General features: G+C 40.2%; 19 protein-coding genes. 4 read left to right on the forward strand and 15 right to left on the reverse strand.

All coding sequences use genetic code 11. The features are described from left to right. Positions 1-33 precede the first annotated feature (33 nt). Positions 34-663 (reverse strand): DapH/DapD/GlmU-related protein, encoded by a 630-nt coding sequence (locus ACFILH_RS03915; protein WP_375631169.1) that lies wholly within the window; start codon positions 661-663, stop codon positions 34-36. Positions 664-798: 135 nt separating this feature from the next. Between ACFILH_RS03915 and ACFILH_RS03920 the strand changes: the two genes are divergently transcribed. From ACFILH_RS03920 to ACFILH_RS03935, 4 genes are all read left to right on the forward strand, one after another. Continuing rightward, complete coding sequence (locus ACFILH_RS03920; protein WP_273790767.1) at positions 799-1,380, forward strand: SCO family protein; 582 nt, start codon at positions 799-801, stop codon at positions 1,378-1,380. A gap of 26 nt (positions 1,381-1,406) precedes the next feature. Further along, complete coding sequence (locus ACFILH_RS03925) at positions 1,407-2,276, forward strand: 50S ribosomal protein L11 methyltransferase (RefSeq protein WP_273790768.1); 870 nt, start codon at positions 1,407-1,409, stop codon at positions 2,274-2,276. Between the two features lie 22 nt (positions 2,277-2,298). Next, on the forward strand, positions 2,299-4,125 hold the full coding sequence (locus tag ACFILH_RS03930) for an aminopeptidase P family protein (protein ID WP_375667413.1): 1,827 nt from the start codon (positions 2,299-2,301) through the stop codon (positions 4,123-4,125). Positions 4,126-4,955: 830 nt separating this feature from the next. Next, positions 4,956-5,651, forward strand: coding sequence for a hypothetical protein (locus ACFILH_RS03935; RefSeq protein ID WP_375667414.1), 696 nt, complete (start codon positions 4,956-4,958; stop codon positions 5,649-5,651). Between the two features lie 395 nt (positions 5,652-6,046). On the opposite strand, the gene ligA is transcribed toward ACFILH_RS03935, so the two are convergent. From ligA to mraY, 14 genes are all read right to left on the reverse strand, one after another. Beyond that, positions 6,047-8,206 (reverse strand): NAD-dependent DNA ligase LigA, encoded by a 2,160-nt coding sequence (ligA, locus tag ACFILH_RS03940; RefSeq protein WP_375637655.1) that lies wholly within the window; start codon positions 8,204-8,206, stop codon positions 6,047-6,049. A 112-nt stretch (positions 8,207-8,318) separates the two neighbouring features. Continuing rightward, positions 8,319-9,980, reverse strand: coding sequence for a DNA repair protein RecN (gene recN, locus ACFILH_RS03945; RefSeq protein ID WP_273790772.1), 1,662 nt, complete (start codon positions 9,978-9,980; stop codon positions 8,319-8,321). Between the two features lie 6 nt (positions 9,981-9,986). After that, entirely contained in the window at positions 9,987-10,880 is an 894-nt protein-coding gene (locus ACFILH_RS03950; RefSeq protein ID WP_273790773.1) for an outer membrane protein assembly factor BamD, read from the reverse strand. 160 nt (positions 10,881-11,040) lie between these two features. Further along, a complete protein-coding gene (gene lpxC / locus ACFILH_RS03955) occupies positions 11,041-11,925 on the reverse strand; it encodes a UDP-3-O-acyl-N-acetylglucosamine deacetylase (protein ID WP_375667423.1) in 885 nt (294 codons plus the stop codon). A 216-nt stretch (positions 11,926-12,141) separates the two neighbouring features. After that, entirely contained in the window at positions 12,142-13,914 is a 1,773-nt protein-coding gene (ftsZ, locus tag ACFILH_RS03960; RefSeq protein ID WP_375667416.1) for a cell division protein FtsZ, read from the reverse strand. A gap of 63 nt (positions 13,915-13,977) precedes the next feature. Further along, entirely contained in the window at positions 13,978-15,279 is a 1,302-nt protein-coding gene (gene ftsA, locus ACFILH_RS03965) for a cell division protein FtsA (RefSeq protein WP_273790775.1), read from the reverse strand. Further along, positions 15,276-16,187, reverse strand: coding sequence for a cell division protein FtsQ/DivIB (locus ACFILH_RS03970; protein ID WP_273790776.1), 912 nt, complete (start codon positions 16,185-16,187; stop codon positions 15,276-15,278). The genes ftsA and ACFILH_RS03970 overlap by 4 nt, the downstream gene beginning before the upstream one ends. After that, positions 16,175-17,095, reverse strand: a complete 921-nt coding sequence (locus tag ACFILH_RS03975; RefSeq protein ID WP_273790777.1) for a D-alanine--D-alanine ligase — start codon at positions 17,093-17,095, stop codon at positions 16,175-16,177. Before ACFILH_RS03975 ends, ACFILH_RS03970 begins: the two co-directional genes overlap by 13 nt. A gap of 238 nt (positions 17,096-17,333) precedes the next feature. After that, positions 17,334-18,311: a UDP-N-acetylmuramate dehydrogenase gene (gene murB, locus ACFILH_RS03980; protein WP_273790778.1), complete on the reverse strand. Its 978-nt coding sequence runs from the start codon at positions 18,309-18,311 to the stop codon at positions 17,334-17,336. Then, the gene (gene murC, locus ACFILH_RS03985; RefSeq protein WP_273790779.1) at positions 18,289-19,716 is read right to left on the reverse strand and encodes a UDP-N-acetylmuramate--L-alanine ligase; all 1,428 of its coding nucleotides are present in this window, start codon (positions 19,714-19,716) and stop codon (positions 18,289-18,291) included. Before murC ends, murB begins: the two co-directional genes overlap by 23 nt. Then, positions 19,700-20,836, reverse strand: coding sequence for an undecaprenyldiphospho-muramoylpentapeptide beta-N-acetylglucosaminyltransferase (gene murG, locus ACFILH_RS03990; protein WP_273790780.1), 1,137 nt, complete (start codon positions 20,834-20,836; stop codon positions 19,700-19,702). Before murG ends, murC begins: the two co-directional genes overlap by 17 nt. Next, the gene (locus ACFILH_RS03995) at positions 20,829-21,983 is read right to left on the reverse strand and encodes an FtsW/RodA/SpoVE family cell cycle protein (RefSeq protein ID WP_273790781.1); all 1,155 of its coding nucleotides are present in this window, start codon (positions 21,981-21,983) and stop codon (positions 20,829-20,831) included. Before ACFILH_RS03995 ends, murG begins: the two co-directional genes overlap by 8 nt. Positions 21,984-22,128: 145 nt before the next feature. Beyond that, a complete protein-coding gene (gene murD / locus ACFILH_RS04000) occupies positions 22,129-23,523 on the reverse strand; it encodes a UDP-N-acetylmuramoyl-L-alanine--D-glutamate ligase (protein WP_375637657.1) in 1,395 nt (464 codons plus the stop codon). A 4-nt stretch (positions 23,524-23,527) separates the two neighbouring features. Continuing rightward, a complete protein-coding gene (gene mraY, locus ACFILH_RS04005; RefSeq protein WP_273790783.1) occupies positions 23,528-24,598 on the reverse strand; it encodes a phospho-N-acetylmuramoyl-pentapeptide-transferase in 1,071 nt (356 codons plus the stop codon). Position 24,599 lies beyond the last annotated feature (1 nt).

Consider the following 24,599-nt stretch of genomic DNA (forward strand, 5'->3'; position numbering starts at 1 on the left):
TTTTCAAGAAACCACTTTATTTTATTCTGAATGTCATTTCCATTTACGAACAAAGGCTTCAATAGGCAAATTTTGCATATCAGGCAATGCGTTGTGAATTTTATCAAGCGGCCAATCCCACCAAGCCATATCTAAAAGGCATTCTATCACATTATTGGGAAAACGCATCCGCAACCGTTTAGCAGGCACCCCAACGACAATCGTATAAGGCAAAACATCTTTCGTTATAACAGCGTTCGCGCCAATGATAGCGCCATGACCAATAGTCACCCCAGGCATAATAACCGCACCATATCCAATCCACACATCATGCCCAATAATAACACGTTTTGCACAACGCCTTTCACGAAAACCACTATCTAATGCCATATAACGAAAATATTCGTTTGGACGATAGGTTATTTTATGCGTTGAAACGCGCTCCATAGGATGCTCCAACGCATTCATCCGTACATGAGATGCAATAGAACAAAAACGCCCAATATCGCTATAAATAGCCTCACTATTACGTTCTAAATAAGAAAAATCTCCAACGGTTACATCCCGTAAAATCACCCGCTCATTAACTTCCACATAGCGCCCTAATTTACAACCATGCAGCCGTGCCGTCGTATGGATACGAGGCTCACTTTCATGAAACCGAAGATCGTTCTCAATATTCATGCATCTTTCACCAATGTTTCATCATAGATATGGAAAGACATACCAATCAAGCCAATAAAATCAACCATGAAACACACATTGCAAAACAAACCTGCCGATGTTACAATTTCTCGATCTATTTAAGAGAGTCAAACTATGAAAAATGTAATACGCATCTTGGGGCTGACAATCATATTTCTTGCAGGTGTTTTTATTTATGATACGCTGACAAATAAGCCTTTAGGTGATAACTTTACTCTCACTGATTCTAATGGAAAAAATATTACTGAGGCTGATGTTCGAAGCAAGCCTTCAATAATTTTTTTCGGCTTCACTATGTGTCCTGAAAGCTGCCCTACCACACTGATGAATCTTGATCGATGGCTTACAGCCCTTGGGCCTGAAGCTGATAAATTAGGTATATGGTTTGTGACTGTTGATCCTGAACGAGACACACCAAAAGTACTCCATGATTATCTCAGTAATTTTAACAATAAAATTGTTGGCATCAGCGGAGATCCTGAAAAAGTTCATAAAATGGTCAATTCTTTCAACATCGTTGCTGAAAAAGTCCCTGAAACAGATGGAAACTATACATATAACCATACAGCAGCAATTTTTTTACTCAAAAAAGGTGGAAAATTAGCTGGCGTTATCCGTTATGACACGAAAGAAAGCGATAGCGAATTAAAAGATGAAATCGCCATTGAACGGTTAAAAAAACTCATCTTAAACTAAAAAAACCGATCAAAAGAAAGAACAGCATGTCGCAACAAATTCGCCTCTATTATACTGCTTCTAAAAATGAAGCAGAACGGTTCTATACCCTTATAGAAACAGCCTTTGACGAAGAAGGGTATCCTCTTGCTCTCACAGAGATAGATGAACAAAATGCTGTATATGAGCTTTCTCTATATGTCGATCAAGACAATCAAGAGAACGCATTGAAACGTTTTGCTCAAATCCTTTCTATAGATTTTGATAAAATTAATATGGAAGTTTTACCCAACATTGATTGGGTACAAAAAAGCCTAGAAGGACTAAAACCTGTGCAAGCCGGTCCTTTTTTCCTTCATGGAAGTCACAACCGAAACGCCATTCCAGCAAATGTTCTCCCTATTGAAATTGAAGCTAATCAAGCTTTTGGCACCGGACATCATGGAACAACAGCCGGTTGTTTAGAAATGATTGCCAAAGTCATGAAACACGAAAATCCCAAAAATGCCCTTGATCTTGGTACTGGGAGCGGTGTACTAGCCATTGGCATAGCAATGCTCAAACCAATTACTGTGCTTGCATCCGATATTGACCCAATTGCTGTTCAAGTTGCACAACACAATATCGAATTCAATGGTGTCAAGGAATATATTACAGCTATTACAGCAACAGATTTTGCCCATGATGCAATTGCATCACGAACCCCTTTTGATCTCATCGTTGCCAATATCCTTGCTAATCCGCTTATTGAACTTGCGCAAGAAGTGGTAAAGGCACTTCAAAAAGGGGGATCACTTATACTCTCTGGAATTCTTGAAGAACAACATGCCCATGTTTTGGAGACTTATATAAAACAAGGAATGAAGCATATCGAAACATACCACCGGCAAGGATGGGTTACAATACATCTGAAATAAAAGAAAAGAAAAGGACGTCGTTATGTATCAATCTTTTGAGGCGACAACAAATCCTGCTTATGCAGCAGAACGCATTTCTTGCCTTCGTAAAGAACTCGATCACCTTGGACTCGATGGTTTTCTTGTTCCGCGGTGCGATGAGCATCAAGGAGAATATGTCCCCCCTCATGCTCAACGCCTTAGCTGGTTAACCGGCTTTACTGGATCAGCTGGGATTGCACTGATTTTAAAAAACAAAGCCATCATATTTACAGATGGGCGATATAAGCTCCAAGTTCGCCAACAAACTGATCCTGATATTTTTAATTATGAAGATCTCATAACTTGTCCTCCCTCACAATGGCTTGAAAAAAATGGTCAAAAACTTTCTATTGGCTTTGATCCATGGCTCCACACGATTGCTGCCACCGATGCATTGAGAAACGCATTAGAAATGAAAGCAGGTGGAAAACTTGTAGAAGTTCAACATAATCCCATTGATTTGCTCTGGCATAATCAACCAAAGTTACCACAATCTGCCTTATCAATTCACCCTCTCAAATATGCTGGGTGCGATACAGATGAAAAACTCGCTTTGATTTACAAAGATATACAGCAAACTCATGCAAATGCTTTTATTTTTACAGACCCCTCTTCCATTGCATGGACATTCAATATACGGGGCAATGATGTTTCCAACACGCCTTTTTCCCTTTGTTTTGCTCTCATTCCACTTAACGAAACACCAGCCTTATTCATTGACAGCAAAAAACTTGGTGTAGAACAGAAACAATATCTGGAACGTTATGCAAAATTATATGAACCAGAACAGCTTATTCCCAAGATCAAAGAGTATGTTCAAAAAGGGACCGTGTTTGCCTTAGATCCACAGCTAACATGCGAAAAATTACGAACTGTTATTGAAGAAAAAAATAGCTCTTTTATCACAATTACCGATCCTGCTGCTCTACCACGTGCCATTAAAAATGACACAGAACTCAATGGCGCACGCAAAGCGCATCTACGCGATGGTGTTGCCCTAACCCGTTTTTTTTCTTGGTTAGATAAACAAATACCAGGGTCAATAAGTGAAATTTCTGCTGCTCAAAAATTAGAAGAATTTCGCATAAATACAGCAAACGAAATGGGAGAAAAACTTAAAGATCTTTCTTTTGATACAATTTCAGCAGCAGGAGAAAATGGCGCCATTATTCATTATCGTGTAACGACACAAACAAATAAACAACTCAATGCTGGTGAACTTTATCTTGTTGATTCAGGTGGCCAATATCGTGATGGAACGACAGATGTCACACGTACAGTAGCAATTGGGAATATTGGAGAAGAAGAAAAACGCTGTTTCACTCTTGTTCTCAAGGGCATGATTACTCTTTCAACTGCTTGCTTTCCCAAAAGAACCCGTGGACAAGACATTGATATTCTAGCACGCATTGCATTGTGGAAAGCTGGTTTTGATTATGCCCATGGCACCGGTCATGGTGTTGGATCTTATCTTTCTGTCCATGAAGGACCGCAAAATATTTCTCGCAAAGGGTGCCAAGAACTCATCTCCGGTATGATTCTTTCAAACGAGCCAGGCTATTACCGCGAAGGCGCTTTTGGTATCCGTCTTGAAAATTTGATGATAGTAAAGCCAGCACAAAAAATTGATGGTGGAGATATAGAAATGCTCTCGTTTGAGACACTCACACATTGCCCCATTGATCGACGGTTAATCCTTCCAGAGCTTTTGACACAAGAAGAACGGCAATGGCTCAATGATTACCATGCGCGCGTTTATCAGATGAATGCACCTTACTTAAATGAAGAAGATAAAAAATGGGCAAAAGAAGCAACAATGCCCCTTTAAATGAAGCAACCTATAACTTTTACCCTTTCTACAAAAACAGCACCGTCTTTTTTTAGAGAAAAATATGTACTTGCGTCAGGAAATACAAAAAATATTTCTACAAGATACTTCACGTTTTTTCTGATATGGCAAACACTGACCTAGGTGAAGCAGAGTGAGATACGCCTGCACGTGGTTAATGCTTATTTTGGGTATTACCATCTAGACACTACCATATCCCTAGTTTCTTTATATGGAAACTCTCGTTATATTTTGTAATCCTTCGCATCGTATTTCTAAAACACCTATTATAACCAGCTTATTACGCTGTTTGGATTCAAAAATTCTGCATATTTATTCGAATAAATTTTACCTTTTTGTTTGCTTCACAATGATAATTTATATTATTTTAATTCTTGAATCATTTTCAATAGTTGTAATTCATTATAATACATATTGCTACAATAAAATAGAATCTGCTATGAAATAAAATTAAGTATTTAGAATTAAAAGAAGGAGCATGCTGATAACATCAGCGTTAAAGTTTTTTATTTATTTGCATAGTTAACAGTAAAATATTATTTTCTAGACTATTACTTACTGTTGAAAAAAAGTTACCCACAATATAGATAGTTTCCAACTACACAGTATAAAAACAACATATATGGAGGCATGTGTTTTGACCTGAATGTGTTATTCAGCTAAAAATTAACAACAATAACAGAGGATATGAAAAATACACAATAAAACGTGTGTCTTATAGCTTGTTAGTTAACAAAATCTTAAGCACAGATCTTAGTAATCTATATCCTTTCCTTATCCAGTATTTTAGAAATAAAGTGACTATCCTAATGCGTATAATTTTATTTTGTTCCGTAATATTATTATTTGGATACTATATTGGGCCTTCTGTATTGAAGGAAATTACTAAATTTAAGCGAATTCCTATTGCTTTATTTTCTGAAAATCAAGTCATTACTCCAAATCAGTACGATAAATTATACGAAGAGTACGTAAAGACACAATATCCTGATAATATATACGAAGAGCGCCTAGAAATTGCAAAAAAATATCTGGATAATAAGAGTTATGGTGTATATCATGTTCTAAGCCCTGGGATGGTAGTACTAATTCCTGAAAATATAAATCTTATCCATGCGAAAGTTGTTTGGTGTGCATGCCTTGTGGACTTATTACAGGGAGAGTACAATAAAAAATTTCCAGCATTATCCCTACCTACCTACATACATAAGCTACGTTCTCAATATAATTGGAAAGAAAACGATTTCATTTGGGCAAAAAATTTGGTCATGAACTCGACAGATCCAATGTTTAAATACGCACGAATGGTATTTAATTCTGAAATATTCTCAATCCAAATACTAGCTCTAATAAACGAAATTTCCTATGCTGAGAAATTTGAGAGAGATGAAGGAAGTCAGGAAAAAAATTATGCTGCTAGACGCATTAGCGAATATCCGAAATTTTGTAATGAAATTGGACAAGTGTACCATCTAATAATGCCTGATAAGTATAGGTACCAGTAATCTTTTATAAATTCAACATAATAAACAACTCGCATTTATATCCCTTATTCATTTATAGCGGAATGTTTTATTATATTTTGTAATCTTCCGCGTTACATTTCTATTACGGCATTTTGGATTAAATTCTACATATTTGTTCAAAAATTTTACCTTTCTTCACAGTAATAATTTATATCTTTTACTAATAATAACCTTGCATATTCTTCATCATAATAGTTTAAGTTTAATATTTAAGTTCAACGTTAATTATTTTAATAACTTAATAAATATCAAAGTATATGGCGCTCTATTTTTGCAAAAAACAGCTCCTATTATCCCCTTTTTGATTTCATCCCCCCAAAAAATGTAAGAAAGATAATCATATCAACAGTATACGATCTTCTGGGAAACACCCTTTAAATATTATGTTTCTCAATCAGCTGTAGCCAAACCTCTTCATCGATAACCTCAACACCTAATTCTTCAGCTTTAGCCAATTTGGAGCCCGCTCCAGGTCCTGCAACAAGAAGATCTGTTTTTTTAGAAAGTGAACCAGATGTTTTAGCCCCTAATCGCTCTGCCAATGCTTTTGCTTCATCGCGTGACATATGCGACAAAGTTCCTGTAAAAACAATGATCTTCTCCGCTATTGGTGAAGAATCTGCTATGATAGGCTCTTCATCAAGAGGTGTTACTTCTTCAAGCAAAACAGATAAAATCTCACGGTTATGCGCTTCTTGATAAAAATCAACAATTGCGCTCCCTACCTGTGGTCCAATTCCTTCGATATTGGTAAGCTCCATCCAAGCCTCATTTCCTTCTTCATTTTTCTTATCACATGGCATAAGTGCTTCCATAGCCGCGGTCTCAAAAGCTGTATAATTTTTATAAGCACGTGCAAGGCGGCGTGCATTCACTTCGCCAACATGACGAATCCCTAATGCAAACAAAAAACGGCTCAAAGGAATTTCTCGGCGCGCATTAATGGCATCATACAATTTCCGCACTGAAACAGTACCAAAACCTTCCATATTTTCCAAACGTATCAAAGATTTTTCTTGGCGCCGTTGTAACGTAAAAATATCGGCTGGTGTATGAATACAAAGCGCTTCATCTTGAACATGGAAAAAGAACTCCACTTGTTTTTTACCCAAGCCCTCAATATCAAAAGCATTGCGTGAAACAAAATGACGAATACGTTCAATCGCTTGTGCCGGACAAATAAGCCCCCCTGTACAGCGACGCACGGCTTCTCCCACTTCACGAACAGCATGACTCCCACAAGCTGGGCACAAATGAGGAAAAATAAAAACAGCAGCATCTTTCGGGCGTTTTTCAATGATAACATCAATAACTTGAGGGATCACATCACCAGCACGTTGTACAATCACGCTATCGCCTACACGGATATCACGTCCTTCACGAATGGGCTCTCCTTTATGACCAATTCCCTTAATATAATCCTCATTATGCAAACTAGCATTGGTCACCACCACTCCACCAACAGTAATAGGCGTAAGACGTGCAACAGGTGTCAAAGCTCCCGTGCGACCAACTTGAATGTCAATATCTTCCAAAAGCGCTATCGCTTTTTCTGCTGGAAATTTATGGGCGATAGCCCAACGCGGCGAACGAGAAACAAACCCCAAACGCTTTTGGAGCATCAAATCATTAACCTTATAAACAATGCCATCAATATCATAGCTTAAAGAATGACGGCATTCTTCGATATCGTGATAATACGAAATAATTTCTTTTACTGTCTTAAAGACTTTTGTTAATGGATTGATAACAAAGCCATATTCTTTTAGCTTTTTCATCATCTCCATTTGACTTTCTGCCAATATTTCACTCACCTCACCACAAGCATAAGCAAAAAATTGAAGTTTTCTGCTAGCGGTTATCCGTGAATCAAGCTGACGGAGTGAACCAGCCGCCGCATTTCGAGGATTGGCAAAGGTTAACTTGCCCTTCTCTTGTTGGCTGATATTCAGTGCTTGGAAATCTTCCCGCCCCATATAAACTTCACCGCGAACCTCAATGATATCAGGAAAATCACTTTGTAAAACTTGTGGAATATCAGCAATTGTTCGGGCATTTGCCGTCACATTTTCACCGACAGTTCCATCCCCACGCGTTGCCGCACGCACAAGCCGCCCCTTTTCGTAGCGTAAAGACAAAGATAAACCATCAATTTTTGGCTCCGCTGTTATTTCCAACACTTGTGTTTCTGGAAGCCGTAAAAAACGACGAATACGCTCAACAAATTCACTAACATCTTCAGAGCTAAACGCATTATCAAGTGAAAGCATAGGCTGTGCATGAACAGATTTTTCAAACTTTTCAGAAATTGGTGCCCCAATTTTATGTGAAGGAGAATCAATACGTATAAGCTCTGGAAAAAGAGCTTCAATTTCTGCATTACGGCGGCGCAAAGCATCATATTCTGCATCAGAAATTTCAGGCTGATCATCACGATTATAAAGCACATCATGACGTGCAATTTCTTTTGCCAACCACTCTAATTCACGTTCTGCTTCAACAGCTGTGAGATTTTTATCTGCATCTTTGTTCATAAAATCTATTCCAAATTACAAGCACTGCCACAAGGATTTCCACACGCATCCTCATCAAGTGAATCTCAATAAATTCAAGCTTTCCAGTATTTTTATCGCTGACTAATTACCTTTATGCTAGAAGCTTTTGAGCCGCTGCACGCGCTTCTTCAGTAATCTGTTCTCCAGCCAACATACGGGCAATTTCTTCTGCACGCTCATGCTCTTCCATTTTATGAATCGCAGTAACAAAGCGTCCTTTATCATGACTCTCAATTTTTGAAATAAGAAAATGACCATGCGCTTTCGATGCAACCTGTGGAGCATGCGTAATAGCGAAAACTTGGACATGTTCTGATAAGCGTTGCAACCGTTGCCCAATAGCCGCTGCAACAGCCCCCCCAACGCCTGTATCAATTTCATCAAAAATCAGCGTCGGTGCTGATCCTCGATCAGATAAAACAACTTTTAATGCCAGCAAAAAACGAGATAATTCACCGCCAGAAGCCACACTAAGCATGGGACCGGCCCGTGAGCCAGGATTTGTTCGCACCCAATATTCAACACGATCACATCCCTCTGCACTCCGCTTTTCCGTATCACTTTGCATTTCAACAATAAATTCAGCCCTCTCTAATTTCAATGCCGGTAGCTCAGTCATCACGCTTTCAGACAAGTTCTTTGCAACCTCTTGACGTTTTATTGACAACGCTTGCGCTAACATATCATATTTTTTTTGTGCTTGTCTTGCCTCATCTTCAAAGCGTGTCAATATAGTCTGAGCCTCTTCAAAATCAGCGAGTTCTGCATCCATTTTATCGCGTAACTGAATCAATTCATCCGCTGAAACTTGATATTTACGAGCAAAACCCCGAAGAGAAAAAAGACGCTCTTCTATCCGTTCCAATTCATCAGGTTCAAAATCTAATGCTCGTATTGCCGTCTCAATACCTTCTTGTGCTGTTGCAAGTGCATGCAATGCCTCATCAATAGATTTCACCACTGGTACAATAAGTTCTTGCGCCTCAGGAATTTTCCGCTCCAAACGCCTCACCAAATTAGAAAGTACTGGGATTGGTGATTTTTGACCCGTTAAAAGATCATCCGCTTCTTTAATATCTGTCGCTATTTTTTCTAATTTAAGCATATCAGCACGACGAAGAGAAAGAGCTTCCTCTTCACCAACTTTAAAATCAAGCTTTTCAAGCTCTTCTACACACGCACGAAGATAATCAACCTCACGTACGGCACTCTCTACTTTAAGACGCTGCCGTTGCAAACGCTCCTCAAATTCACGCCATGAGTGATAACACTGACGCAAATTTTCCACTTCATCTTCAAGACCACCAAAGGCATCTAATAATTGGCGATGTGTAGCAACATCAACAAGCGCACGATCATCATGTTGTCCATGGATTTCAACCAGCAAACGGCCAACACTCCGCATCAATGCAACACTAGACACCTGATCATTGATAAAAACACGGCTACGTCCATCACTTGATTGCACACGTCGTAAAATAATATCACCCTCATCATCAAGACCATTCTCACGAATAAGTTGACGTGCAGGATGTGAAACAGACACATCAAAAACAGCTGTGACCTGCCCGCGGTCAGCACCATGACGCACAAGCGAAGCATCACCCCGCCCCCCTAGAGCAAGTGATAAAGCATCAAGGAGAATAGACTTCCCCGCACCTGTTTCTCCAGTTAAAACCGTCAACCCCGCCGTAAAATGAATATCAAGCGTTTCGATCAAAACAATATTATGAATCGAAAGCTGTACCAACATAGAGAATCAACGTACCCTCTTCTTATCACCACCTAAAGCATTTGAGATCCAAGAAGATTTATGCTCACGTGGCGATATTTTATTCTTCTGCAAGAGATTATAAGAAAATTTATACCACTCACTTTTGGGATAATTACGTCCTAAAATAGCTGCTGCCGTCTGTGCTTCCGCCGTTAAGCCGAGAGCAAGATTAACCTCAGTCAAGCGGAAAAGCGCTTCTTCAATTTGATTTGTATCAGAATACTCTTCAACCACGGTACGAAACCGTCTACTTGCCGCAAGGTAACGCCGCCCCTCTTCATAATAACGGCCAATCTGCATTTCTTTACCAGCCAGCTGTTCGCGACCAAAACGGATTTTATCCTTAGCATCCTTGACATACTCAGAATTAGGATAACGCTCTATAAGAAGCTGCATAGCAGCAATAGCACGTTTCGTATCACGTTGATCACGTGTAACATCAGGAATCCGACGGAAAGAAGAAAGACCAATAATATAATACGCATAAGCCGAGTCAGTCGACCCTGGATAAAGAGTAATATAGCGTTGAGCCATACTAATTGAATCATCATACTTTCCGAGTCGATAATTAGTAAAAGCACCCATGACCAAAGATTTACGCCCCCAGTCTGTATAAGCGTACTGTTTTTCAATCTTCAAAAACTTCTTCGATGCATCCCCAAGCCGCCCACTTTCAAGGCTAGCAAGCGCCTGATTATAGAGAACATCTGGTGGCTCTATTTTCAAAACATAAGCAGATGGATCAAGGGTTTTTTTCTCTTTAAAGAGACATCCCGCTAACATACAGGTGCTTCCTAAAAGTACCACCCCCAATATCTTGCGTACAATGTTAGATTTTCTATATGTCATATTTCCAATGCACACATGAGATTTTTTCATAGTTTTTCCGGCCTCCAGAGAATATCACCTTGTAGCAAAAACAATTTATTAAAGTTTTTATACCATATCACTTTAAAATCCACATAACCAATTTAGCAGTTTAGGTCAATCATCCCCTTAAAAATCAAATAAACGATAAAAAAATCTTGTCAATTTTCTTTTACTCTTTCCCTAAAAAGCTTTTTTGGTAATATGATTCGTCTGCCAAAACAGCTTTCACCAATTGCGCATTAATTCTATGCCCACTACAATAAGAACGAAATAATCCAATAAAAGGTGCTCCCAGCAAAGCAGTATCACCAATCGCATCAAGCATCTTGTGCCGAACACATTCATTCTCCCAATAAGGACCATCGGGATTTAAAATTTTATCATTAAGGTCGATAACAAGAGAATTTTCCAAAGAAGCACCTCTCGCCTTCCCAGAAAGCCTTAATTCTTCCACGTCTTTGATAAAACCAAAAGTGCGCGCACGTGACAAATCATCCCTAAACCCTCGTGTAGTAAGATCAAAACTGAAATGTTGCTTACCAATAGCAGAAGAAGGAAAAGAGATCGTTATATCAAAACGACGTCCATCGAATGGCAAAAGCTCTGCAACACCATGAGATCCTTCAACTCGCACCGGCTTTTTTATAATGAAATAAGAACGCAACGCATTTTGCTGTACAATACCAACATCTTCAAAAGCTTGGCAATATAGCCACGCTGAACCATCCAAAATAGGAATCTCATTATGTGACACTTCAATAACAAGATTATCCAAATTATAAGCAGCAATTGCTGCCATCAAATGTTCAATTGTTTCAACCCTTACATCTCCATCTCCAAGTACTGTTGATAATTCAGTTTCTCCTGTTTGCGATGCATGAGCTTGAAATATTTTCTCTGTTCCGTCTAATCCACAACGCTTAAAAACAATACCACACCCAACATCCGCTGGACAAACCTTTACCACTGACAAACAGCCACTGTGAACGCCAATCCCCTTAAATGTTACTGTTTTTTTAAGAGTAGACTGATATTTTGGTACTAAATTCATCATAATCATTTTATTAAATTGCTTGTACATCTTTTAACAAAATTTATAAAATTATAAAGAATATTCATAGTAAATAATAAAAAAAAACCGCTTATAATAAGCGGTTTTTTTTTAAACAAAGTATTTTATCAAAAAAACAGCAATATATTTTACTGTATAATTTTTGACTGATCATTAAAGAAATAATAAATTTTCTTACTTTGCCTCACTTTTCATCAATTAATTTGCCTGACGACGTAAAAATGCTGGTATTTCCAACTGATCTTCTTCACTTATAAAAGTACGTTGATCTTGTGGTACCTGAGGGTGCAGCTCACCAGAACGACGTGGAACATACACAGAAGCATCTTGAGAAAGCGCCTGAGAATTTTTATTGTAAACATGAGACTCTTTCTGCTGAGACGATCTAACAGCAGGCTCCAGCCTCGCTTCTGGCTCAGTTTCTTCACGATGTGTCAAGCTCTGTTTCAAACGCTGCCAAAGATTACGAGGACCTTGATCAGTCACAAATGTTCTTTGACTTTGTCCATGAGCAACAGGAGGAAAATCCTTTAACTCAGGCATACGCATTGGAGCGCGCGCTTGCATTTGTTGCATTTGTTTTGGTTGCACTGGCTTTTCTTTTTGCTTCACAACCCCTGTCATCTCATCAAGAACATGTGCTGTTGCCTCCATACTCACAGGAGCCGTCATCGCCTGTTGAGAACCACGGCTTACTTGCATACGAGGCACATTGGATCTCTGTTCCTGAACAGCATTTGAACCATACGCAACAGCATTCGTGGCACTTCGTGTCGTCATTGATTCTGCAGGTTGTGCAAAAATTTGACTTTTGGGACGGAACTGTTCTCCGGTTGATTTACCCTTCTCTATTTCAAGTGATTCGATTACTTCTACCATTGACTCAGAACGCAGAGGCGATGACTGAACATGAAAAGAACTGTGTGACGTTCCAGGATCGCTCTTGCGTATTGAAGAAGCAGGTCTTTGAATCTGAGGATGAGAGGACTGAACAACATCACTAACTTCACGATCAATACCGGTGGCAACCACAGAAACACGAATAACACCTTCTAATGACTCATCATCAATAGCGCCAAAGATCACATTCGCATCAGCATCCACTTCTTCACGAATACGATTAGCAGCTTCATCAACCTCAAAGAGAGTCATATCACGACCACCTGTAATAGAAATCAGTAAACCACGCGCCCCACGCATAGAGGTATCATCCAACAGTGGGTTTGCAATAGCAGCTTCAGCCGCAGCCAAAGCACGCCCATCACCAGATGCCTCACCCGTTCCCATCATGGCTCGCCCCATTTCGTGCATAACAGAACGAACATCAGCAAAATCAAGGTTAATTAAACCCTCTTTAATCATCAAATCCGTAATGGAAGCAACACCAGAATAAAGCACTTGGTCAGCCATAGCAAAAGCATCAGCAAACGTTGTCTTATCATTTGCAATACGGAAAAGATTTTGATTGGGTATAACAATCAATGTATCGACAGACTTTTGTAATTCTTCAATACCAGCCTCTGCCGTTTTCATACGACGTGCGCCTTCAAACTGAAACGGCTTTGTCACAACACCAACAGTCAAAATACCTTTTTCACGCGCTGCGCGAGCAACAACGGGAGCAGCTCCTGTTCCAGTTCCTCCCCCCATACCAGCAGTAATGAAAACCATATGAGAGTCTGCAAGATGATCAATAATTTCATCAATACATTCCTCTGCCGCCGCTTGTCCAACTTCCGGCAAAGCCCCAGCACCCAAACCTTCTGTCACAGCTGCCCCAAGTTGGATAACACGTTCAGCCTTTGACATAGCCAAAGCCTGTGCATCCGTATTTGCAACAACAAAGTCAACTCCCTGAAGACCAGCATTTATCATATTATTCACGGCATTCCCGCCACCACCTCCAACACCAAAAACGGTAATGCGTGGCTTCAATTCCGCGATATCTGGCCGATGCAGATTAATCGTCATTTTCTTTTCCTTCTCATAAGACACCGCAAGCCAAAGCGATGAAATTTATCCAACTAGACTTAACTAAAAACTCTCACGCAACCACTCACCAACACGCTGAAAATACCCACGCGTGCCCATCGATAAATGATTTCCTGCCGCCTGCATTGTTTTTTCTTCAAAACCCACCAATTGCGGATAAATTAACAACCCAACAGCAGATGTAAACGCCGCCCCTTTTGCAAGAGAAGGAAGCCTCGAAATACCTAAAGGCCGCCCGATACGAACATTTCTTCCTAATATAGTACGTGCCATTTCTGGCAATCCTGTTAACTGGCTTGCTCCCCCCGTCAAAATAACACGTTTACCAATGATGTGACCAAAACCAGAACGATTTAAACAATCACGGACCATTTCTAAAATTTCTTCAACACGCGCACGAATGATACGCCCAAGAACCGCGCGAGGATATTGAGTTTCACGCTGTTCACTCCCAATTTCTGCTACATTAATCATTTGCCGCTCATCAGCACTTGTTAAAAGTGCTGAACCATAAACAACTTTTAAACGTTCCGCCTCTGTTAAAGACATAGAAAATCCGCGCGCAACATCAAGAGTGACATGATGCCCCCCAACAGCAAGAGCATCCGCATGAATAAATTTTCCTTCAAAAAACACTGAAAATGTTGTTGTTCCACCACCAAAATCAATACACGCAGCCCCTAAATGCGCCTCATCATTCATCAAGACAGCAAGACCACTTGCAAAGGGAGTAGCAACCATTGCTTCAACACTCAAATGTGCACGATTAATACAAGTTTCTAAATTACGCAAAGAGGCTGTTTCTGCTGTTACCACATGCACGTCGACACCAAATGTTTCCCCTGCCATGCCAATAGGATCAAAAATTCCTTTATCTCCATCCAATACATAAGAAACTGGAACTGAGTGCATAACATGACGTTCAGCATCAAAGGCTTTACGCGAAACATCTGAAAAGGCCATACGCATATCACGCTTGGTGACTTCACGACCATTCAAATGGACCTTTCCATTAATCAAAGCACTTTGTAATCGACTTGAGGAAAAATTCACAATCACTGAATCCACCACCAAACCCGCCATTTTTTCTGCCGCATCAACAGCCAATCTTATTGATTGTTCTGCTGCAAACATATCCATGACAACACCGGATTTAATACCACGTGAACGCTGCACTCCAAAGCCTAGAATTTCCGTAGAATGTGTACGACCATGTAAATAGTGTGCATGCTTCAAAGGACGCAAACAAGCAATAAGACAAACAATCTTACTTGAACCGACATCAAGTACCGTTAAAAAACGTGTTTTACGCCCCTTCAAATGATGTGATCTGAGTAGCATCATAGGCTTCCTGCCTTTCGCGCTTTTAAAATACGTTCTTCTTCTGCTACAGTAGCATGATAACGCTCCAACGTTTCATCTGATAAAGAAACAGTAATTCGATCAGCAAGACGTAAATCAACACTGAGAATATCGCGAGATAAAAGATCTTGCATTGTACCGGACGAAAAAAGAGAAGAAAGCCTTTCAAGAGCACCATTTTCAGGCAACATAACGCGCATTCCATTATTCAAAACAAGATCCCAACGTCGATCACCTACCCGCACAAAAGCACGAATACGATCATATACTTCCGGATAGACTGACAGCGCTTGAATAAACACTTTAGCAGCATTTTGTGCCCCCTGCCCAACCACAAGAGGTAAATCCCGAACAATTTCCCCTTTAAAAGGCACAATGACACGACCTGTATTATCAACAATATCCATTATGCCATCATGTTGCCAAATGGCATAGGGTTCACGCTCCACGATGGAAATGCGCATTTTATTAGGATAAATTTTCTGAACATTAGCCGATTGCACCCAAGCCTGTTTTTCCAAAAGAGAACGCGCTCTTTCAACATCAAAAGTGAATATAGAAGGCGCAACATCAAGTTTTAAAATTTTAAAAATATCCTGCTTTGCCAAGCGCTTATTACCGCTTATATCAACATGAGTGACCACAAAACTACTATCCAATATGATCGTGTTTACGATCACAGCCATCTGACCACTTGATGAAAGTCCATAAAAAGCCGTAACAAAGAAAAACCATACAACAGCAAAAGAGCCAAAATGGCGTGGAATATGAATATTAACAAAAACAAACTCAAACATAAACCGAAGAAAACGACGATAAAGACGTGGCAAAGCCGGCACTGAAAGCACCTCCATCGGAACATTTGTTTTACTAACATTCAACGCATACATGATGCGTCCTCCACCATCCATTGAACAATATCGCCGTAAGTACGGCCGCTCGCTTTTGCAATATCAGGAAGAAGAGACGTCGATGTCATACCGGGTTGCGTATTAATTTCAAGCCAAACCAACTCTCCCGTTTTTTCATCAAAACGAAAATCAGAACGGCTAACACCTCGACACCCTATCGCCTGATGGGCTGCTAAAGACATTCTTTGCACACTTTGGTAAATATTTAGTGAAAGTTGTGCAGGACAAATGTGAAGAGAACCACCCGTTTTATATTTTGAGTCATAATCGTAGAATGGAAAGTTTTTATCGGGAAGAATTTCACACACATCCAGCACTTCATTCCCCAAAACAGCACAAGTCAATTCACGACCAGGAATATATTTTTCAATCATCACCTCATCGGCATATCCCCACTCAGCTCCCCCAATATTATGCGGCGGTACAGCTTCATTTCCTTGGACAATGACAACACCAAAACTTGATCCTTCACACACAGGTTTAATTACATAAGGAGGCTCCATGGGATGCGTTCGGCCCAAAGCAAAGCGGCTCATGATACGAGAAGGAGCAACACAAACCCCAACATTTGCAACGATAATTTTTGCACGTCCCTTATCCATTGCCAAAGCAGATGCCATCACGCCAGAATGAGTATAAGGAATTTTTAAATATTCAAGAATCCCCTGAATCCGGCCATCTTCACCAAATGGACCATGCAATGCATTGAAGGCAATATCGGGCTGCAACTGTTCAAGAACAGAAGCAATACGAGCATCAACATCCACGCGGCTCACGCGATACCCCTGTACCTCTAGAACATCAGCACAAGCCGCCCCTGAAGATAAACTTACAGACCGCTCAGAAGAAAAACCTCCCATTAACACAGCTATATGTTTATCTTTCATAATAAATCACCCTCTTTCGCATACTATATGTAGTCTATATAGAATACATCAGCACCATATACAGGAAAAACAAAGTTTATCCTTGCGAATCAATAACCTAGCATTTTGCATAATGAATCAGACTCAAAAGCCTGATGCAAGAGATTCTTTGTTAATTTATTGATTCTTAATAGAAATTTTTTATTATCTCTTTGAAATGACTCAATTTTTTATTTTCACTTTTTTAGTGAACAATAAATCAATGAAATGGATCAAAAGGAGAAACACTTCGACCACGCTCAAATTGACCAATACGCTCTATTTCCCATTGTAAAAGGTGGGCTGAATTTGCAAAAACACGTGCACGCACTGTTTCTCCCAATGCTTCAAGATCATATCCTGTTGCTTGCCCTGTATTAATCATAAAATTACAGTGCATTTCACTCATTTGAGCGCCACCAATCCGTAAACCACGACACCCTGCTTCATCAATCACGCGCCACGCAGATCCATTCCCAGGATTTTTGAAAGTTGACCCCCCTGTTTTTTCACGAATAGGTTGCACTGTTTCTCTGTGGAGGGCAACTTCATCCATAGCAGCACGAATATCATCTTTATTGCCGAGTTTTCCTTCCAATAAAGCAGCCGTAAAAATAAAATCTTTAGGAACATCACAATGGCGATAGGAATAATGCATATCTTTCACACTCAAGATATGACGTTGCCCTTTACGATCCAGCGCATAGACCTCGACAACACGCGCTGCGGTTTCAACACCATTCGCACCAGCGTTCATTTTGAGAGCTCCTCCAAGACCTCCAGGAATACCATGATAAAAATGAAAACCTGCAATCTCAGCTTCTAAAGCGGCAGCAGCTAAATGTTTATCCGCCGCACCAGCACCAACTAAAAAGCCTTTTGGAGAAACCTGCTTCACTTGCCCAAAACTTTTTGGCGAAAGACGAATCACAACACCAGGAACCCCCCCATCACGCACCAGAAGATTAGAACCGATACCGACAATTGTTACAGGAACAAATTCAGGCAAATTTTGAAGAAAGAGAGCCAAATCTTCTTCATCAACAGGCTGATAAAAAAGCTCTGCCAATCCGCCCGTGCGAAACCACGTTACCTTACGCATCTCAACATTAGGTGTAAGTTTTCCTCTCACGCCACCCAACAATGGTTGCAATTGCGCCAATAGCGCCTCACCATCAATGTGCTGAAAATTTATCATGACCATCCAATACCGCTAACTGATGAGGCAACGCACAAGCCCATTGTGTGATATTGCCAGCACCAAGAAAAACAACATAATCCTCTGCCTGAGCAAATTTTGAGACAAGAGACACAACATCTTCCAAACCATGTATCAAGCGCACATCACGATGACCCGCCATTTTAATATGCTCTACCAATTCTTGAGAACCAAATCCTACAATAGGCTCTTCACCAGCCGCATAAACGGGCGTAATCAACACTGTATCTGCATCATTAAAACAAGCAGCAAAATCATCAAATAAATGATACAACCGTGAATACCGATGAGGTTGTGCAATCGCAATAACACGCCCTTTTGCACTCTCACGTGCAGCACGCAAAACAGCCTTTATTTCGACAGGATGATGTCCATAATCATCAAATATTTCAATGCCACGCCAACTTCCTGTTCGCGTAAAACGCCGTTTTACTCCGCCAAATTCTGCTAAGCCCCTTTTTATAGCTTCATTTGAAATGCCAAGTTCATGCGCAATAGCAATCGCCGCCGTTGCATTGGCAACATTATGCTGCCCTGCCATAGGCAAAAGCATATTTTTCAACTCAATCTTTCTTCCTGTTTTGCGTGAGCGAACAAGAACATCAAAATGCGTTTTTTGACCATCCATCGAAAGATTAAGAAAACGAACATCTGCTTGTGGATTTGCACCATAAGTGATCACCCAACGATCATCAATACGGCCCGCCAATGACTGAACCTCTGGATGATCAAGGCACAAAACAGCAAAACCATAAAAGGGAACATTTTCTACGAATTGCCGAAAAGCCTCACGCACAGCATCAAAACTTCCATAATGATCCAAATGCTCAGCGTCAATATTAGTAATAACAGCAATATCAGCAGGCAGCTTTAAAAATGTACCATCACTTTCATCAGCTTCAACAATCATCCAATCGCCATCTCCTGTACGAGAATTCGTACCATAAGCATTAATAATACCGCCATTAATCACCACTGGATCAAAATGACCAGCATCAAGAAGGGCTGCAACCATTGATGTGGTTGTTGTTTTACCATGTGTACCACCCACCGCAATTGCACGCCGAAACCGCATCAGCTCCGCCAGCATTTCTGCACGTCTAACAAGCGGTAAATGTCTTTCCTTTGCAGCAATATACTCAGGATTTGTTTTTTTAACGGCAGTAGAAAAAACAACAACCTCTGCATTCCCTAAGTTTTCAGCACAATGACCTATATGAACGTTAATTCCTTTTTTCCGCAAACGTTCAACATTTGCACTTTCAACTTGATCTGACCCTTGAACTTTATAGCCAAGATTATAAAAAACCTCCGCAATTCCACTCATACCGATCCCCCCGATTCCGATAAAATGGATAACGCCTATATCAAGTGGCATTTTCATTAAAAAGCTCCTCTTTTATATCTGACAACAATCGCCCTGCAATTAAGGATTCAGCCATATCAGCAAGGCAACGGGTTGCATGAGGTTGCCCAACTTTTTTTGCAGCAAGCGCTTGTTTTTCCAATAAATGGGGTGCACAACAAGCGTGCATTAAAAGAGAAAAAAGCTTTTGTGCATTCAAATCTTTTTCTGATACAATTTGCGCACCACCTACACGAGCAAGCAGAGCTGCATTGGCAGCCTGATCATGATCTAAAGCATGGGGATAGGGAACAAGCAAAGCAGGTCTACCAATCACCGCTATCTCACAAACGGACGAAGCCCCAGCGCGCGACAAAATAAAATGAGCATGTGCCATACGTTCAGCCATATCATCAAAAAAAGGAGCAACCTCTGCTTGTACGCCCATATCACGGTAGATTTTGATCAACCCTCCTGCTTCACCGCGAACTTGCTGTACAATTCGTAAACGTTTACGGTTCTTATCATCGAATAAAGCAATCGCTTCTGGAACAATATGTGAAAAAGCAGAAGCCCCTTGGCTACCTCCAAAAATCAAAAAATTAAATGGCTTTTCCCCCTCTGAAGAATGATAAGGAATTTTGGCCGCCTTCAACACAGCCTCACGGACAGGATTCCCCGTCAAAAGTATTTTATGAGCATAAGCGCCATTTGGCGACAACAAACCACCAGCGATTGCACGCACAAAAATTGCCAACACCCGATTGGCACGCCCCATAACAGCATTTTGTTCATGAATAAATGTCACACGCCTCGTTAAAGCCGCAATAAAAAGAGGAGGAAAGCTCGGATACCCCCCAAATCCTCCAACAAGAACAGGACGTAATTTATAAAACAACGCCAACGATTGCCCCATTCCCCTTAGCAAAGACCAAAACGTCTTTATCAGAGCAAAAGGATGACGTCGTATAAACGTTGCCGATGAAACGATATGAATATGCTCTTCATCAAAGCACCGAACAAAAGGTCGTGCTCTTTCATCTGTTATTAAATGAACATCATATCCACGCTTCCTTAATTCAACAGAAAGGGCTTCAGCAGGAAAAAGATGTCCACCTGTACCACCAGCCACCAAAACAATAACTTTTTTATCATTCATAAGGGGTATCCAAGACAGAAGAGGAAGAAAAAGCTGAAAGGCGTGCTTCTGGCCAACGACGTGTTAAACTAAGCAAAATGCCCATTGAAAACGCAATCGCCACCATCGAAGAACCACCGTAAGAAATAAAAGGCAATGTCATGCCTTTTGGAGGAATTAAGTGAAGATTAACGGCCATATTAATAGCTGATTGAAAGCCAATCATCATTGCTATGCCAGTAATACCAAGACGTATAAAGGAATCACGTGTATTCATGGCTATATACAATGAACGCATAACGATAAAGCCAAACAGCATCATAATTAATAAACAAAGAATAATACCATATTCTTCAGCAGCAACGGAAAATACAAAATCTGTATGGCTATCAGGAATGATACGTTTTACTGTTCCCTCCCCAGGACCTTGCCCAAACCAACCACCATTCAAAATAGCCTCACGTCCTACATCCACTTGAAAAGTATCTCCTTCACCTGTCAAAAAACCATTGATCCGCTCGCGCACATGATGCAGAAAAAAATAAGCTAAAATAATTCCTACAACGCCTAAAATGAGAAAGAGAAAAATAATAGTAAGAGGTACACCAGCAATAAAAAACAGCCCCCCCCATGTTGCACTTATTAAAACTGTTTGTCCAATATCAGGCTGCAAAACCAGAAGCACACAACAAATGCCATAAAGTACAATCGCTAACGTATAACCTAGAATTCCCCTCTTGCGTATCTGTTCCGAAAAAAGCCAAGCGGACATAACCACAAAAGCTGGCTTCATAAACTCTGAAGCCTGTACAGAAAAACCAAATAGCTGAATCCATCGCCGTGCTCCCTTTAACTCTGGACCAAAAAATAAGGTTGCAACCATAAGAGCAAGCGTTACAATGAGCAAAAGAGCACATAAACGACGAATATTAGAAAGCGAAAAAAAAGAAATGGTAACCATCGTAAAAAATGCTAAAATGCTGAAAATAATATGCCACCGAACAAAATAAAAACTATCAGCAATTCCGATTTTTTTTGTAATAATGGGGCTGGCAGCAAAAGACAGCATAATGCCAATTCCCATTAAAATTAAACAAGCTGCAAAGATAGAGCGATCAATCGTCCACCACCAATTAGCAATTGGATCTCTATCTGCACGCGTCACCATGATATACACACCTTATCCATTTTATAAATTGTCTCAAAGTGATATGGGTTCCCAGCCTGTTTAACAAACACTTTAAAAACTAAATTACACAAAAAAAGATTCTGGAGTCTTAACGCAAAAATATTTTTTATAATTGATGCTTTTTTTATTGTAACTGCATCACAAAAGAGACAAATGCTTCGCCTCGCATTTCATAATTTTTAAATTGGTCATAACTTGCACAAGCAGGTGACAAAAGAACCGTCACCTCTTTTGCCTTACAGCCTATTGCGTCAACAGCTGCTTCACGCACCGCATTTTTCAAAGTTAAGCTCATAGAAAAGGGAAAAGAAGATCCAATAGTGCGAGCAAATTCTTCCGCCGCGCTCCCAATCAAATAGGCTTTACGAATTTTAGGAAAAAATTCTCTAAGAGACTCTATTCCTCCCTTTTTTGCCTGTCCCCCAACAATCCAAAAAATATCATTAAAGGTGGAAAGCGCAGGAGCTGTTGCATCTGCATTAGTCGCCTTGCTGTCATTGATAAACAAAACCGCCCCCATTTTACGCACCTGTTGCATACGATGATCCAACCCTTTATAACTTGCTAAATGCTTGTCCATAGAAGGATCGGTTATTTTTAAAGCCTGCAACGTTGCTAATGCCATAAGGGCATTTTGCGCATTATGCCTCCCACGTAACACCGCCATAGGAGCAAGATCTGCAAGCATATGACGCTGTCCTTGACGAACAGAAAAGAGCTTGGTCCCATCTGCATAAAAACCATTTTCAACAAAATGATCCTTGGAAATTGCCTCAATTTGCTTCCCCTCATGAAGTAACTGTTGATATAAAACCCGGCAAGCTGCATCATCAACTGAAATAAAAGCCTGAGAAGCCTGAGCAATCAGATGCCTTTTGGTTTGCACATAACAGGCAAAACTTCCATGTCGATCAATATGATCAGGTGTGAGATTTAATAAAAGTCCAATAGTCGGCTGAAGAGAGGGAGTAAGATCAATTTGAAATGATGAACATTCAATCACATAGATACGTTTTTTAACAAAGGGCTTAAGCGTCAATATTGCCTTTCCAATATTTCCCCCCATCTGCACATCATAGCCCATTTTTTCCAACAAATGCGCAAGTAAAGATGTTGTGGTTGACTTCCCATTCGTCCCCGTAATCGCAATGAAAGGAACGTCTTTGTCACAAAAACCATAATGCTGTAAAAATTGATGGCGCGCCCGAACAAATAATTCAATATCACCGATAATTTCTATATTTTTTTTTCGTGCTTTTTCAACAACCCAATGGGGTTGAGGATAACTTAAAGGAACTCCAGGAGCTACAATCAATGCAACAAATTCTGACCAATCTTCATAACGGAGATCTCGTGTTGGAATATTGTGCCGAAAAGCCATTTGCACGCTTGAAGGACTATCATCCCACGCCACCACTTCTGCACCACCACACATCAATGCTTGTGCCGTTGCTAGTCCAGACTGTCCCAATCCAAACAGAGCAACTTTTTGACCTTTATAACACGCAACAGAAATCACATTCTCACCGCAATTTAAGTGTTGAAAGACCTATGAGAGCGAGAACAATCGAAATAATCCAAAAGCGTATCACGACTTGGCTTTCAGTCCAGCCTTTTTTCTCAAAATGGTGATGTATCGGTGCCATAAGAAACACGCGTTTTCTTGTTAATTTGAAATAACCAACCTGAATAACGACCGAAAAAGCTTCCACAACAAAAAGCCCACCAATAAGAACCAAAACAATTTCGTGTTTCGTAGCAACCGCAACAGTCCCTAAGAGTCCTCCAAGAGCCAATGAACCAGTATCTCCCATAAAAATAGCTGCAGGTGGTGCATTAAACCATAAAAAACCAAGCCCTGCCCCAACAACAGCTCCCAATAAAACAGCCAATTCACCTGTACCCGATACATAATGGATTTGGAGATAATCAGCAAAATTCATATTACCAGAAAGATAAGCAATCAGAGCAAAAGATAAAGCTGCAACCATCACAGGAACAATAGCAAGCCCATCGAGTCCATCCGTTAAATTAACCGCATTACCCGTCGCGACAATGACAAACGCAGAAAAAGGAATAAAAAACCAGCCCAAATTGATAAGATAATCTTTTAAAAAAGGCAAAGCGAATCCAGATGAGCCAATTTTCAGAATAACAAAAGCCGCAATTGCGGCAACACAAAACTCTAAGCTTAACCGTGCTTTCCCAGAAAATCCTTTGTCTGTTTGTTTTGTGACCTTAAGATAATCGTCATAAAATCCAATTGCCCCAAAAGAAAGCATAACCAATAGCGATACCCAAAAGTAAATATTCGATAAATTACACCACAAAAATGCCGATACCACAATGCCGGTTAAAATCATCAATCCACCCATTGTAGGTGTTCCAGCCTTTTTAAAATGTGTTTGAGGACCATCAGCACGAATCGGTTGTCCCTTACCCTGCCGCAATTTAAGAGAAGCAATGATGCTAGGTCCAAACAAAAAGACGATAAGTCCCGAAGTAAGCATAGCCGCTATCGTGCGAAAAGTAATATAACGAAATACATTCACACCTGGAAGCCAATCACTAAACGAAGAAAAAAACAGCATCATT

This window comes from Bartonella sp. CL435QHHD, from assembly GCF_042195095.1.
Taxonomy (GTDB): domain Bacteria; phylum Pseudomonadota; class Alphaproteobacteria; order Rhizobiales; family Rhizobiaceae; genus Bartonella.